This is a genomic window from Bifidobacterium asteroides (genome assembly GCF_030758775.1).
Classification (GTDB): domain Bacteria; phylum Actinomycetota; class Actinomycetes; order Actinomycetales; family Bifidobacteriaceae; genus Bombiscardovia; species Bombiscardovia kimbladii.
Genome location: NZ_CP132384.1, coordinates 1674325 through 1689004, shown reverse-complemented (window position 1 = coordinate 1689004; position 14680 = coordinate 1674325). Strand labels below are relative to the sequence as shown.

12 protein-coding genes, 1 tRNA gene and 1 pseudogene are annotated in these 14680 nt (G+C 62.4%); 9 read left to right on the top strand and 5 right to left on the bottom strand.

What is annotated here, in order from left to right; translation table 11 throughout:
• Window positions 1-5: 5 nt before the first annotated feature.
• Genes RAM15_RS06935 through RAM15_RS06925 form a run of 3 tightly spaced genes read right to left on the bottom strand, consistent with a single transcriptional unit; the run spans window position 6 to window position 2310 of the window.
• The gene (locus RAM15_RS06935) at window positions 6-1196 is read right to left on the bottom strand and encodes an ABC transporter substrate-binding protein (protein ID WP_306221302.1); all 1191 of its coding nucleotides are present in this window, start codon (window positions 1194-1196) and stop codon (window positions 6-8) included.
• A 50-nt stretch (window positions 1197-1246) separates the two neighbouring features.
• Window positions 1247-1768: a uroporphyrinogen decarboxylase family protein gene (locus RAM15_RS06930; RefSeq protein ID WP_306222266.1), complete on the bottom strand. Its 522-nt coding sequence runs from the start codon at window positions 1766-1768 to the stop codon at window positions 1247-1249.
• 56 nt (window positions 1769-1824) lie between these two features.
• Window positions 1825-2310 (bottom strand): hypothetical protein, encoded by a 486-nt coding sequence (locus tag RAM15_RS06925; protein ID WP_306221301.1) that lies wholly within the window; start codon window positions 2308-2310, stop codon window positions 1825-1827.
• Between the two features lie 418 nt (window positions 2311-2728).
• Between RAM15_RS06925 and RAM15_RS06920 the strand changes: the two genes are divergently transcribed.
• From RAM15_RS06920 to dapC, 4 genes are all read left to right on the top strand, one after another.
• Window positions 2729-3931 (top strand): FAD-binding protein, encoded by a 1203-nt coding sequence (locus RAM15_RS06920; RefSeq protein WP_306222265.1) that lies wholly within the window; start codon window positions 2729-2731, stop codon window positions 3929-3931.
• A 93-nt stretch (window positions 3932-4024) separates the two neighbouring features.
• On the top strand, window positions 4025-5548 hold the full coding sequence (locus tag RAM15_RS06915) for an amino acid permease (RefSeq protein ID WP_045924822.1): 1524 nt from the start codon (window positions 4025-4027) through the stop codon (window positions 5546-5548).
• 57 nt (window positions 5549-5605) lie between these two features.
• Window positions 5606-5923: a ferredoxin gene (gene fdxA / locus RAM15_RS06910; RefSeq protein WP_015022367.1), complete on the top strand. Its 318-nt coding sequence runs from the start codon at window positions 5606-5608 to the stop codon at window positions 5921-5923.
• A 70-nt stretch (window positions 5924-5993) separates the two neighbouring features.
• A complete protein-coding gene (gene dapC, locus RAM15_RS06905) occupies window positions 5994-7124 on the top strand; it encodes a succinyldiaminopimelate transaminase (protein ID WP_306221299.1) in 1131 nt (376 codons plus the stop codon).
• On the opposite strand, the gene dinB is transcribed toward dapC, so the two are convergent.
• On the bottom strand, window positions 7121-8392 hold the full coding sequence (gene dinB / locus RAM15_RS06900; protein WP_045924820.1) for a DNA polymerase IV: 1272 nt from the start codon (window positions 8390-8392) through the stop codon (window positions 7121-7123). The two genes, dapC and dinB, sit on opposite strands and share 4 nt — an antisense overlap.
• Before the next feature lie 226 nt (window positions 8393-8618).
• On the opposite strand from dinB, the gene RAM15_RS06895 reads away from it, so the two are divergent.
• Window positions 8619-8708 (top strand) — tRNA-Ser (locus RAM15_RS06895).
• Window positions 8709-8935: 227 nt separating this feature from the next.
• On the opposite strand, the gene RAM15_RS06890 is transcribed toward RAM15_RS06895, so the two are convergent.
• On the bottom strand, window positions 8936-9598 hold the full coding sequence (locus RAM15_RS06890; RefSeq protein WP_306221298.1) for an IMPACT family protein: 663 nt from the start codon (window positions 9596-9598) through the stop codon (window positions 8936-8938).
• A gap of 108 nt (window positions 9599-9706) precedes the next feature.
• On the opposite strand from RAM15_RS06890, the gene RAM15_RS06885 reads away from it, so the two are divergent.
• From RAM15_RS06885 to adhE, 4 genes and pseudogenes are all read left to right on the top strand, one after another.
• Complete coding sequence (locus tag RAM15_RS06885) at window positions 9707-10339, top strand: AbrB family transcriptional regulator (protein WP_045924818.1); 633 nt, start codon at window positions 9707-9709, stop codon at window positions 10337-10339.
• A 203-nt stretch (window positions 10340-10542) separates the two neighbouring features.
• Complete coding sequence (rplM, locus tag RAM15_RS06880) at window positions 10543-10992, top strand: 50S ribosomal protein L13 (protein ID WP_024626794.1); 450 nt, start codon at window positions 10543-10545, stop codon at window positions 10990-10992.
• Between the two features lie 20 nt (window positions 10993-11012).
• Complete coding sequence (gene rpsI / locus RAM15_RS06875) at window positions 11013-11504, top strand: 30S ribosomal protein S9 (RefSeq protein ID WP_015022361.1); 492 nt, start codon at window positions 11013-11015, stop codon at window positions 11502-11504.
• Between the two features lie 373 nt (window positions 11505-11877).
• A pseudogene (adhE, locus tag RAM15_RS06870) lies at window positions 11878-14601 on the top strand (bifunctional acetaldehyde-CoA/alcohol dehydrogenase); the annotation flags it as partial.
• Between the last annotated feature and the right edge of the window lie 79 nt (window positions 14602-14680).

Below are 14680 nucleotides of genomic sequence, written 5' to 3'. Positions count from 1 at the left end.
GCTGCTCACTCCTCGATCTGTTTGAATTTGCCCTGATCCACCTGGAGGAGGATGGGCTTGATCGTATCCGCCCGGCGGGTCTTGGTGTTGAATCGGAAAGTCCCTCCCTGGCCTTGGTAGAGCGGGAAGTCCTTGACCTTGCTTAGGGCCTCCTGGATGCCCTCCCTGGTGGGGCTGGTCTTCTCGCCCGCGTAGGCCAGGTCCTTGATGGCCTGGTAGGCAGTGATTTCGAAGTTGCCCGGAACAGTGTGGTACCGGTCCTCGAAGCTCTTGACGAAGGCTTTGGCTTTCGCATCCTTGGTGCCTGTCGCCGAAAAGACACCGGTAATGATGGCCCCTTGGGCGTTCGCTCCGGTCAGGGAGAGGAACTCCTTGGTCTCCTGACCGCCGAAGAAGGGTCCCTTATAGTCCAGTTTGTCCCGCAGGGTGTTGGCGATCAGCGCCCCATCTGGTCCGTAACCGATGTCCACCACGGCCTCGGGGGCGGCATTCTTGGCCGGGATCAGTATCGGAGTCAGGTCCGTGGAATCTGGCAGATAGGAGGACTGGTAGACGATCTGCACCCCGAGCCGTTCCGCAGCCTCCTTGAAGTACTGGAAGGATTCCTTCCCCCAGTCGTTTTCTATATAGACGACGGAGATCTTCTTGGCTCGTTTGGACACCGCCTCAGCGTTGGCTTCCTGGTAGGTCTTCTGCGATATTTGAGGTGTCCATACATGATCACCTGAATTCGTGAAAGTCGGCGAGGAGTTGTTGAAGCCGTAATGGACCAGTCCAGCCTGCTGGAAGATGGGCGATGCGGCTGAGGAGGCCGGCGAGGAGTAGTCTCCCACAACGGCGATGACTGATTTATCGGAGGCGATCTTTGGGGCAACGGCGGCATCCTGTTTGGCGTCTGATTGGGTGTCGTAGTAGTCGATGTTCAGGCGCTTGCCCTGTATTCCGCCCTTCTTGTTGACCTGGTCCTTGGCCAGGTCGAAGCCCTGCTGGAACATCTTGCCGTACTCGGCGTAGAGACCGGTCTTGGGGTAGATGGCAGCGATGGTCACATGATCCGACGATCCTGCAGAGGAGCCCTGGTCGCCTCCCAATCCGCAGGCCGACAGCGCTCCGGCCATGGCCATGGCGGTCATGAGGGCAACCATTGCCCTGATGGTGCCACGGTGCTGCCGGTGCTGCTTTGATGTGATGACCATGATGTCTCCCTTGGAGTTTGACAGTTGATGTCGGTGGGTTGTTTGTGGTTTCAGACTTGCTCGGGGGCCCGGGTTCCGCTCAGAAGGCGCAGGGCCTCCTCGTCGGCGGGCGTTGGGATGGTGCATGAGGGCGCCAGGAGGAAGGGACGGCCTTGACGGGCCCGGATGGTCTGATCCAATTCCTGGCGGATCTGATCCACGTCGCTCCCCGGATTGAAGAGTTCGAAGTCGGCTCCTCCCACGGGTACCGCTGGAAAGTCGGTGCTGATTTCAGGATTGCCTGGGCGGAACTGATCCCAATGAAGAAAATCGGGATTCAGGTCGGTGAATTCTTCGGGATGCGCATCCTCCCGGCAGGTATGCACCAGGACCAGGGCTTCCGGATTGGCCTGTCTGACCGCCTGGATCACGATCCGGTCATAGGGCTTGGCCCATTCCTCCAGTTGCGCCTGGTTGAAGTAGCCATGGCTGGCTAGGCCCGTTTCGGCGAAGAAGATGCCGTCCAGGCCGGCCCCGCCTTGCTCCTTGGGGCTGACCAGCAGGGTAGCGTAGTCGGCAAGGGTCCGGGCGATGTTGTCCAGCGCCGACTTGGCCGCCTCGGGCTGGTTGAAGATCAGCGTCTGTCTGTTCAGGCCCCTGTCATCCTCCTGCGCGGAGCCCTGCCCCTCGGGATAGAGGGGAGATCGGCCAACTGAAGGAGGACTGAGAGTGGGGAGAAGACAGTGTCGATGACTGCTCGGTCCTCCAGGCCGTCTCGGATGCCTCTTGCAGCCTGGATCTGCTCTTGGAGGACCTTATTGGTTTCAGGATCGCGGTAGTCGATGCGGGCGATGTCCCCTGCCTCCTGGATGGCCGTGCGGACGGTGCGCGGGATCAGCCAATCATAGTGATCCTTGTCGTAGACTGCGTCCCAGACCTCGGCATAGTAGATGGCCCTCGGGTTGATCTTGACCCAGTCCCAATCCCACTTGCGAACGAAGTCCAAGGTGGCTGCGGCAAAATTCTCGGCACCGTACTCGTGCCCGATGTGGTGCTGCCAGGCGGAGGTCAGCCAGGGGCGGCTTGTCTGGCCATGGGCTATCTGGTGGAACTGGGTTCGTCTGTCTTCTGTCATTGCATGCTCATTTCCTGATGTGTCCTATGAACGCCCGGTCAGGCGTCCAGGTGGTTCCGGTGCCCTTCGTCCGGAAACAGGGCTTTGGAGATTCCCCTTCCCAAAGCTCTTGTCACATAAAACCCCCAGGAAGCAGGCCCGTCAACGACCTGGCATATAGGTAATATCTATCGCCGCTAATCGTCCCCTGACCCTGCGCGGGTCTTGCGAAAGCTATAGGAAAAGCTGATAGGGGGGTCAGACAGGACTTCGCAGTCACCTTGATGCCCTTGCTTTGCTATCCGAGTATGGCCGATTGATGATCGCCAAGGGCGACAGGGGGCATCCCAGGTCTGGCATGGCTCCTGCTCGGGAGAGGCCCTCATAAGGGGACGATGATACAGTGAATTGCATGTCTGACGTATCCTCCAGAGACACCATGCCGACCTTTGCTGATATCACCACTGTGGGTGTGGGCGGGAGCATGGCCGCCTTCGTTCAGCCCCAAAGCCGTGTGGGCATGATCGAGGCTGTGGAGGACGCGGATTCCAAGGGGCTGCCCCTTTGCCTGATCGGCGGGGGATCCAACCTGCTGGCCTCCGACCAGGATTTTCCCGGCGTGGTTGTGCGTGACACCCGTCAGGACATCAGCGTGCCCGACGAGGTGGCTCCGCCTGAAGGTGGTGCTCCTGTTGTTCACATCAACGCAACGGCTGGGACCAATTGGGATGATCTGGTCTCCTACTGCGTGCGCATGCACCTGATCGGGGCAGAGGGCCTATCCGGCATCCCCGGGACTGTCGGGGCCTCGGTGGTCCAGAACATCGGCGCCTACGGCCAGGAGGTCGGCCGCCTGGTCGACTCGGTCGAGGTCTGGGACCGCCAGAACAAGGTCACTGCCTATCTGCGGGCCTCGGATATGGATTTCGGATACAGGACCTCCCTGCTCAAGCAGACCATGTATCAGGCGCCGGCTGTGCCCGACGCACGGTTCTTCCCCACGCCGCGCTACGTGGTCCTTTCGGTCACCCTGGTCCTGCGACACGGGTCCGCCTCTCAGGTGGGTTCCGCCCAGCTGGCCAGGGCCCTGGGTGTGGAGGTCGGGGCAACCCTACCCCTGGAGCGGATCCGTCAGGCGGTTCTGACCATCAGAGCAGGCAAGGGGATGCTGGAGGATCCCTACCGGTACCTGACAGATTGGATGGGATCCTGCCGTCGGACCTCCGACCTGGAAGAGGCTCTGGAGGCAGTCCAGGATGACCTTCACGGCCCCAGGGGCGAGCGGGTGCTGCTTGACCGTCATAGCTGCGGGAGTTTCTTCACCAATCCGATCATCAGTCGCAAGGCCGCGGATGCCCTGCCGGCGGATGCCCCGCGCTATCCTGTCGAAGACTCGGCATTGGTCAAGACCTCAGCAGCCTGGCTGATCGATCATGCAGGCTTCCACAGGGGATTCGCCCTGGAAGAGGGGTCGGCTGCCGCCCTGTCTGATGTGCACACACTGGCCTTGACCAACCGCGGAGGTGCTCGCTCAGACGACTTGGTGGCCTTGGCCCGTGCCATCCAGAAAGGTGTGGATTCCACCTTCGGCATCCATCTGATTCCCGAGCCTGTTACCCCAGGCATCGACCTGGCCTGGTAGCTCCTGCTTTCACGTATTGAGCGTATTTCGGTTTTGTATGGCACCATATCCTATGATTACTCGCCGGAGCGGGACTCATGAGTCGGGAGCAAGATGGAATTATTCAGGAAGAAATCGGTTGAACAGACCCTGGCAGAGACCGGGGAGGAAGGCAGGTCGCTCAAGCGGACGCTGACCACCTGGGATCTGGCCATCATGGCCGTCGCAGTGGCCGTGGGCGCGGGCATTTTCTCGGTGGGGGCCCAGGCAGCGGCCTTCCATGCGGGTCCGGCTGTCATCATCTCCTTCGTCATCGCAGGCATCGTCTGTGCGGCGGCCGTCATGTGCTACGCGGAGTTCGCCTCCATGATCCCGGTTTCAGGTTCGGCCTACACCTTCACTTACAACACCATGGGCGAACTGGTGGCTTGGATCATCGGCTGGGACCTGATTCTGGAGATGCTCATGGCCGCCTCGGTCATCTCCAAGTACTGGGGCGTCTACCTGAACGACTTCATCCATCTGATGGGCGGCACCTCCTTCAGCTCCAGCTTCCATCTGGGTGGCCTGGATGTGGACCTGGCCCCGCTGGTGGTCGTCACCCTCTTCACGGTCCTTCTGGTCCTGGGCACCAAGCTTTCAGCCCGGTTCGACGGCGCCTTGACCGTCCTCAAGATCGGCATCGTGGTCTTCGTCATCGTGGTGGGCTTCTTCTACGTAAAATTGGACAACTACCGGCCCTTCATCCCGCCTTCTGAGCCGGCTTCTGCCGTTCCGGGGGCCAGCGTGCCGGGAATCATGGGCCAGCCCCTCTGGCAGTGGGTCTCAGGCATGCAGCCCACTATCTACGGTATCCCCGGCATCCTCTCAGGCGCGGCCCTGGTCTTCTTCGCCTTCGTGGGATTCGATATTGTCGCCACCACCTCCGAGGAGGCCAAGGAGCCCCATAAGACCATTCCCCGCGGAATCGGCCTGGGCATGCTGATCGTCATTACCCTGTACATCCTGGTCGCCATCGTCACCACCGGCATGGTCTCCTACAAGGACCTGGCCAAGGCCAAGAATCCCTCCCTGGCCACAGGCTTCGAGATGGTCGGTGCTCCCTGGGCCGCCAAGATCATCTCCTTCGGCATCGTGGTGGGGCTGACCACCGTGGTCATGGTGCTCCTGCTGGGGCTGACCCGCATCGTCTTCGCCATGAGCCGGGACGGGCTTCTTCCGCGTGCCCTGTCCCGCACTGGCCGTCATGGCACGCCGGCCCGCATTCAGATCCTGGGCGGCATTGTGGTGGCTGTAGTGGCCTCCTGCTTCCCCATAGACGTCTTGTCCGACATGGTCAACATCGGCACGCTCTCGGCCTTCCTGCTGGTGGCCATCTCCCTGCCCATCATGCGCAAGCGCCGGCCTGACCTGCCCCGGTCCTTCAAGATGCCCGGCAACCCCTGGGTGCCCATTCTGATCGCCCTGGCCTGCCTCTGGCTCATGCTCAACCTGACCGTGCTGACCTGGATCCGATTCGTGGTCTGGCTGGCTGCAGGACTGGCCATCTACTTCGGCTATTCCTACCGGCACTCCCTGCTCGGCCGTCATCAGCTCAGCGGGAAGATATCCAAGGCCACCCAGGCTGGTCTGGACTGACCTGGAGCGTCGGCGCTGCAGTGTAGAGTGAATACTCGCATACTCAGGAGGTAACCCATGACCTACGTCATCGCTCAGCCCTGCGTGGACGTCAAGGACAAGGCCTGCGTGGACGAATGCCCGGTGGACTGCATCTACGAGGGCGTCCGTTCGCTCTACATCAACCCCAACGAGTGCGTGGACTGCGGCGCCTGCGAGCCGGTCTGCCCGGTGGAGGCCATCTTCTACGAGGACGACCTGCCCGAGGAGTGGACCTGGTACAAGGACGCGGCGACTGATTTCTTCGCCCAGGTGGGGGATGCCGGCGGCGCTGCCGCGGTCGGCCCCTACGATCATGATCCGGAGGGTGTGGCAGCCCTGCCGCCCAACAAGTAGTCGATTCAGGCTGACGAGCCGCGGACGGGAGCCATCCCACCGCGGCTTATTTATAGGAGAAAGAAGGGCCATGGGTTTCCACTCTTTCGAATCCCCCTACGACTGGTCAAGGATCGACCCCTATCGGCGGCATGCTGAGCAATGCCCCGGCGGCCTGGTCGACCTGTCGGTAGGTTCGCCGGTGGATCCTGTGCCCAGGTCGGTCAGGGAGGCCTTGGCTGCGGCTGCGGATGACGGCCAGGCACGAGGCTATCCAAAAACTGCCGGTGATGGCCCTCTGAGGCAGGCCGTGGCCGACTGGTTCCGTCGTTGCCGCGGGGTCGATCTGGATGCCCTGGGAGCGGACCTGGTTCCCACCGTCGGATCCAAGGAGGCGGTGGCGCTCATGGCCTCCCTCCTGCATCTGGGGCCGGGGGACCGGGTGGTGCAGCCGAGGGTATCCTATCCTACCTATGCCATCGGAACCCAGCTGGCCGGGGCCCTGGTGACGACCGTGGATGATCCGGCTGATACGGATTCATGGGTGGACCTGCCCGGCGTGCGAGCCATATGGATCAATTCGCCGGGCAACCCCAGTGGACGGGTCATCGACCGAGCCGGGTTGGCGAAGATTGTACAGGCAGCCCGTTCGATAGGGGCTACGGTCCTGAGTGACGAGTGCTATGCCCTGCTGGACTGGTCAGGATCCGCCCAGGCCTCACCCTGCATTTTGGAGCCCCAAGTCTGTGGCGGCGATGCCAGCGGGATACTGTGCCTGTACTCAATGAGCAAGCAGTCCAACATGGCCGGATATAGGGCTGCCTTGGTGGCCGGCGATGCTCAACTGGTGAAGGCCATGACCGCCTACCGCAAGCAGGTCGGACTGATTGTGCCAGGTCCAGTGCAACGGGCCATGCGGGCCGCTCTGGAGGATGGCGAGGCCGTGACGGCCCAGCGCGATGTCTATGCTCGTCGCCTGCATGCACTGACTGAAGCTCTCGGAGCTTACGGATACGATGCCGTCATGCCTCAAGGCGGCCTTTATATCTGGGCACAAGCCCGTTCGGGCGATTGCTGGGCAGACATGGCTGAACTGTCCCGTCTGGGGATCCTGGCCAGCCCGGGGGAGTTCTACGGGGATGGCCGCTATCTGCGGTTCTCGTCAACCATCGCTGACGAGCAGCTGGATCTGGCCCTGGGGCGTCTGCGGAGCGCCGCTTAGAGGCCCATGCTGACTGAGCCCTTGCCGTAGCGGTTCCTGATGGAGTCCATGGTGGCCTCTGCCTGATCCAGGCGCTGGGCCTCGCTGCCGGTGCGGCGTTTGCTCTCGTGGATGATGTCGTCCAAGGACGGCTGGATGGGAGTGTCCTCCACCCGGCTCAGGCCGGATGCGCTGACACCGGCCAGACGGATCAGCCTGGGCAGGGGTGTGTCCATGGGCACGCCATCGGGCAGCCCCAGCATGGCCTTGAGCAGGCCGACTGCTTGCGGATAGATGCGGTTGGCTGAGTTGACCGGGGTTTCCAGGGTGTGGGCCTTGGTCATATAGCGCAGATCATCGAAGCGCAGTTTGACGGTGATGGTTCGGGCGATCAGGTCGTGCGATCGCAGTCCGGTGGCCACTTCGTTGCTGCAGACGCGCAGGAGGTCGCAGACCTGCTTCATGCTGGTCGTGTCGTGCAGGAAGGTGCGTTCCGCGCCTAGGGATTTCTCCGGCGCTCGCGGCTGGACCGGATCGTCGTCCAGTCCGTGTGAGGCCTGTGCCAGCTTCCTGGCGGTAAGGTTCGATCCCGTGGCCCGAGTCAGATCCCGCTCGCTCATGGTGGCCAGGTCGGCCACGTCCTTGATGGCCCAGGCGTTGAGCCGCTTCTCCAGGGCCGGTCCGATGCCGGGGATGCCGCGCAGGGGCATCAGCTGGACGAACTCGGCCTGCCGGGCCTTGGGGATCAGCAGCATGCCGTCGGGCTTGGCGTTGGTGGAGGCCATCTTGGCTACCAGCTTGTTGGTGGCGATGCCCACCGAGCAGGTCACGTGGAATTGTCGGGCCACGCTGGCTCGAATCCACCGGGCGATGGCCGTGGGCATGCCCCAGCGCATGAGCGCCCCGGACACGTCCATATAGCATTCATCTACTGAGACCTGCTCGATCTGATCAGTAATTCGTGAGAAAACCGTATCAAATATCCTTCGTGAGATATTCCGGTAATAGGTCATGTCGACCGGGAGGAACACCCCTTGAGGGCACAATCGCTCGGCACGTGCCAGGGGCATGGCCGAGTTGATGCCGAAAGCCCTGGCTTCATAGCTGGCCGCGGAGACCACCGACCGCCGTCCGGTGCCGATGATGACCGGCCGGCCCTGCAATTGAGGGTGTCGGGCGACTTCGCAGGAGGCGTAGAAGGCATCCATGTCAATGTGCAGCACCGTGCAGCCGGTCTCGTCATGTCCCCAGTCTTTCTTGGCGGCTGCAAGCCTTGGTGCGGTACTCATGGCTCCATGATATAAGGGGGCCCCAGAGGAACATGCAATAAATTATTCTCAAACGTAAATTCTTGAAAAAGATTCACAATTCTGGTTTTTATCCATGAAAATAAACGAATCTGTCCTGTGCTTCATTGCATCCTGTCGCACCGGCGAGTCAGGTCGGTAAATCATGGTAATCTATTGTTTTGTTCCCAAAACTCTGGGGCTAAGGCCTTGGATCGGGAGCCTGCATGGAGACGTGCCTGAGTGGCCGAAAGGGGCACCCTGCTAAGGTGTTGACTGCGCAAGCGGTCCAGGAGTTCGAATCTCCTCGTCTCCGCCAGATGACCGGTGATCGCTGATTCTGCACGATCACCGGTCCCATTCATTACTGGGGATTTATTGCCAAAGACGTTTATTCCCATATCCGTGTTTATTCCCACATATTGTGTGGAGCTGCGGCCTGGGAAGGTCCGAGTCTGTGAGGCGGCGGACCGAAGATGCTTGGCGTGAGCCTGTCCGGCAGGGCAGATCACAGCTGGGCAATGGCTGCATGGCCCGTCCCGCCGATCATGTGGCAGATGAAGCTTGGTCCCCAGACAGGGGAATAAGTTTTTGGCCTTCGCCCAGTGCACTGGGTTCTGCCCGGCCTTGCAGAAGGTCGTCCAGCCGACCATGGAAGGCCGGCACCGCTGCGGGCTCCAGGTCGTAGGTCAGCCGGACCTGATCAGTGAAGTCCTCGGTCTCCACGTGCCCCCCGGAGGTGCGGATCAGACGGCGCAGAGGATCGTACTCTGGATAGTCCACGGTGATCGTGAATCGCTGGGTCGGGAGCACACGTGCCTGCTTTGCCGCCTTGAGCGCCAGGGAGGCTGCTGAGGAGTAGGCCCGGATCAGCCCTCCTGACCCGAGAAGGATCCCCCCGAAGTAACGGGTCACCGTCAGGACGCAGTCGGTCACTCCCCGCCGACGCATGACCTCAAGTATGGGCTTGCCGGCCGTCCCGGAGGGCTCCCCGTCATCGCTCATGCGTTCGCTGGTGCGGCCCTCGGGTCCCCAGATCGCGCAGTGGCAGACGTGCCGGGCCTTGGGGTGCTGTAAACGGACCTCTTGGACGAAGGCCATGGCCGCCTGCTGGTCCTCCACATGGCAGGCCTGGCCGATGAACTCGGACTTCCGCTCGGTAAGGGAACCCGTGGCCGGTTTCTGCGGCGTATCCAGTATGGTGAGCAAATCGGCTTGCCTCCTATGCCTGTCGTCTCCTCGGTTCTTGCACTATCTCCATGCTAAGGGGGATCCCGGGCCGGGTCTGATATCAAGGAGAGGACCTAAGCTGGCCGCATGACCAATCCCCAGGACCAACCGGACACCGAATCCCCATCAGCCGGCAAGCCCCATGAGGCCCTGACCGTTTTCTATGAAAGGCTCAGGCATTCCACGGATACGGCCGAGCTGCACGAATTCGCCCGCAGCCCCCTGCCCGACAGGTCCGACCAGGCCGCCTTCTCGCGCTTCACGGCACTGCTGGAGGCAGTGGCTGGCAATGAGCATACGCCGGTGGAGGACAGGGTCTACCTGGCGCAGACCATGCCATTCCCCAACATTCTGGTCAAGCTCTCCCAGGATTCCAGCCCTGAGGTCCGACGGGCGGTGGCCGCCAACAAGGATGACAAGAACTGGCTGGTCGGTCTGCTCACCAAGGACGAGGACGCTGGTGTCAGGGCTGCTGCGCTGACCAACCCCATGACCTCCTGGAAGATGCGCCTGGAGGGCGCCCAGGACGATCGGACCGATGCCGATACCCTGGACTTTCTCGGGGCTCTGGGCACTCGCGACGAGCAGGACGCCCCCCATGTGCTGGCCGCCATGGTGCGCCGGGCCGTGGCCCTGAATCCCAACACCGGGCAGGCGACCCTTGAGGCCCTGCGCAAGGACCCGGACGGGCAGGTGGCACGGGCAGCCGCCTCGCGCTGAGACCGGTGCCGACGCGAATTTTGACGAACGGCCCACAGGCGTTACAATAATGGATTGTTGTGTTTCCCTAAGGGGTCCTCAAAGCGCTTTTCCCACTCGCCGTCTAGGACTTTCAGGGAGCCCACGGAATACATGGCTTTCGGCCAGCATGGCAGCATGCGGCGCGGAGAGCCCGAAACACAATGCAAGGAAAAGGTTGAATCGTGAAGACTTTCACCCCGAAACCAGCCGATCTGACACATGACTGGTATATCGTCGATGCCTCCGGTGTGGTGCTGGGGCGTCTGGCAGCCCAGGTGGCCGATCTGCTGCGCGGCAAGAACAAGCCCACCTATGCGCCATACGCCGACTCCGGCAACAACGTCATCGTCATCAACGCGTCCAAGATGGTGCTGACGGGCAACAAGAACGACAAGGTGCTCTACACCCACTCCGGCCGCCCTGGCGGGCTGCGTCGCGACTCCTACGGGCAGTTGATGGAGCACAACCCCGAGCGCATCATCACGACGGCGGTCAAGGGCATGCTGCCCAAGAACAAGCTGGCCAAGGTCCAGCTGACCAGGCTGCGGGTCTTCGCAGGCGAGGAGCATCCTCACACCTCGCAGCAGCCCATTGAGTACAAGATCCATCAGGTCGCCCAGCAGGCCAAGTAGGACCAGAGGAGATAATCACCATGGCTGACAACAACAACAGCTCCGCGGTTCTTGAGGCCGAGGAGACCAGCGCTTCCTACACTTCCGAGACCAACGCCGGCGCAGGCACCGGCACCTCCGCCATCGAGCCGGGCTACGGCACCGGCCGCCGCAAGGAGGCAGTCGCCCGCGTCCGTCTGATTCCGGGCTCTGGCAAGTGGAGCATCAACGGACACACCCTGGAGGAGTACTTCCCCAGCAAGCTGCACCAGCGCGAGGTCAACTCGCCTATCGTGCTGCTCAAGCTTGAGAACAAGTTCGACGTGGTTGTGCGCGTCGAGGGCGGCGGCGTGACCGGCCAGGCCGGCGCAGTCCGTCTGGGCGTAGCACGCGCCTTGAACGCCATCGACCGGGACGCCAACCGTCCTGCCCTGAAGAAGGCCGGATTCCTGACCCGTGACGCCCGCGTGGTGGAGCGCAAGAAGGCCGGTCTGCACAAGGCCCGTCGCGCCCCGCAGTTCTCCAAGCGCTGACGTTCGCAGTTTTTTCCATCCCCGAGGTTCCCCCGGACCTTGGGGATTTTTCATGCCTGGATTCATGCCTGTTCATGCTTGGACGGCCCGGTCTGAAGCGAACGTCAAAGCGCACGTTCGGGTGCGGAAAGCGACCAGAAATGCCACGAATTCCCACATGACACGCTTCAAGCGAACGTTCGCTCATCCGGGGGCTCAATAGTGCCCCCTCTGGTCTATATTGTGACTTTCGTCACGTTATGACGGATGTCTTTCGTGGATCGGCACGCTCTGAGACAGTCTGGGACTTTCTGCCGGCCCTCATCGGCATCCGCGGAACATGAGGAGGGCCAATATCTTGGCTGGAACGCAGAAGCAGAAGCATGACCATCAAGTGAAGGAGCCGGCAGCCGGCAGGGAAGGCGGCCAGCCCGACAGCAGTGAGCTGGCCCGCAGGGAGGTTGATGCCCTGGTCGTCCGCGCGCAGTCGGCTTTACGTGCCTTTGAAGAGCTCGACCAGGAGCATGTCGATCGGATCGTGGCCAAGGCCTCGATCGCGGCCCTGAACAAGCACCTTCCCCTGGCGCAGATGGCCGTGGAGGAGACCGGGCGCGGCCTGGTGGAGGACAAGGCCACCAAGAACATCTTCGCCTGCGAGCATGTGACCAATTATCTGGCCAAGCAGCGCACCGTGGGCATCATCAGCGAAAACGACGTGGACGGCATCATCGAGGTGGCCGAGCCGGTGGGAGTCGTGGCCGGCGTGACCCCGGTGACCAATCCCACCTCGACTGCCATCTTCAAGTCGCTGCTGGCTTTGAAGACCCGCTGTCCCATCGTCTTCGGATTCCACCCATACGCCCAGCGCTGCTCGGTGGAGGCGGCCCGGATCGTCCGCGACGCAGCCATGGAGGCGGGCGCTCCGCGCGATTGCATCCAGTGGATCGAGCACCCCTCAGTCGAGGCCACCGGCGCGCTCATGCAGCACCCCGGCGTGGCCACCATACTGGCTACCGGCGGTCCTGGCATGGTCAAGGCCGCCTACTCTTCGGGCAAGCCTGCCCTGGGTGTAGGAGCCGGCAATGCTCCGGCATATGTGGACCGCAGGGTCAACGTTCCCCGGGCCGTCAACGACCTGATCCTGTCCAAGCATTTCGACTACGGCATGATCTGCGCCACGGAGCAAGCCATCATCGCCCATCAGGATGTGCATGACCGGGTGATCGAGGAGATGAAGCGGCGCAAGGCTTACTTCGTCAATCCCGAGGAGAAGGCCAAGCTGGAGGAGTACATGTTCGGCGTGCGGGCCCATGCTGGTGACGACGCTCCCGCTCCCAGGCTCAACTCCGAGGTTCCGGGCAAGTCCCCCCAGTTCATCGCCCGTCAAGCCGGGTTCGAGATCCCCGAGGACGCGACCATCCTGGCAGCCCAATGCGACCAGGTGGGCCCCGTGGAACCCCTGACCTTGGAGAAGCTGGCTCCGGTGCAGGCCGTGCTCAAGGCCCGCAACAAGGAAGAGGGCTTCACCCTTTGCGAGCAGATGCTGCGCTACGGCGCCGGGCACACGGCAGCCATCCACACCGATGACGAGAGGCTGGTGCGCGAGTACGGGCAGCGCATGCACGCCTGCCGGATCGTCTGGAACCAGCCCAGCTCCCTGGGCGGCATCGGTGACATCTACAATGCCATCGCCCCCTCCCTGACCCTGGGCTGCGGCTCCTACGGCGGCAATTCCGTCTCGGGCAACGTCCAGGCGGTCAACCTGATCAACATCAAGCGGATCGCGCGGAGGAACAACAACATGCAGTGGTTCAAGGTGCCGGCCAAGACCTACTTCGAGCCCAACTCCGTCCGCTACCTGCGCGACATGTTCGGCATCCGCCGGGCCGTCATCGTATGCGACAAGGTCATGGAGCAGCTGGGAATCGTCGACAAGATCATCGATCAGCTGCGGGCCCGGCCCGAGCCGGTCACCTTCCGCATCATCGACTATGTGGAGCCGGAGCCCAGCGTCGAGACAGTGGAGCGCGGTGCGGCCATGATGCGCGATGAGTTCGGTCCCGACACCATCATCGCCGTGGGCGGCGGCAGTCCCATGGACGCGGCCAAGATCATGTGGCTGCTCTATGAGCATCCGGAGATCTCCTTTGCCGATGTTCGCGAGAAGTTCTTCGACATCCGCAAGCGGGCCTTCAAGATTCCGCCCCTGGGCACCAAGGCCAGGCTGGTCTGCATTCCCACCTCTTCGGGCACGGGTTCGGAGGTCACCCCATTCGCGGTCATCACCGACCATAAGACCGGATACAAGTACCCCATCACCGACTACGCCCTGACCCCCAGCGTGGCCATCGTGGATCCGGTTCTGGCCCGCACCCAGCCCAAGCAGCTGGCCTGCGACTCGGGCTTCGATGCCCTGACCCACTGCATGGAGGCCTTCGTCTCGGTCTACGCCAATGACTACACCGACGCCATGGCCCTGCATGCGGCCAAGCTGATCTGGGACAACCTGGAGCCTGCCGTGGGCACCGCCGGCGGCGAGGCCAAGGTGCGCGCCCAGGAGAAGATGCACAATGCGGCAACCATGGCCGGCATGGCCTTCGGCTCGGCCTTCCTGGGCATGTGCCACGGCATGGCGCACACCATCGGAGCCCTCTGCCATGTGGCCCATGGGCGGGCCAACTCCATCCTCCTGCCCTATGTGATCCGCTACAACGGACGGGTCCCGGACGAGCCTACCAGCTGGCCCAAGTACAGCGAGTATGTGGCCCCGGAGCGCTACAGGCAGATGGCCCATGTGCTGGGCATCGAATCCGCTGCGCCAGAGGAGGGCGTGGAGCTCTTGGCCCGTGCTGTGGAATCCTACAGGGACGAGCGCCTGGGCATGGATGCCTCCTTCCAGGCAGCCGGAGTGGACGAGGACCTCTACTGGCAGTCCCTGGATCAGATCGGCATGCGCGCCTATGAGGACCAGTGCACGCCGGCCAACCCCCGCATTCCGCTGATTGAGGATATGAAGGACATCGCCGTGGCAGCCTACTACGGGGTCAGCCAGGAGGAGGGCCACCGGATGAGGGTGGCCCGCCAGGATGAGGATGTGGTCCAGGAGGCCTCCCAGCGGGCCTTACAGGGCCATAATCGAGTCGAGGGTTCCCCAGGCATCGGTGCGACACGCCCGGATTCTTCTAGGGGAACCCTCG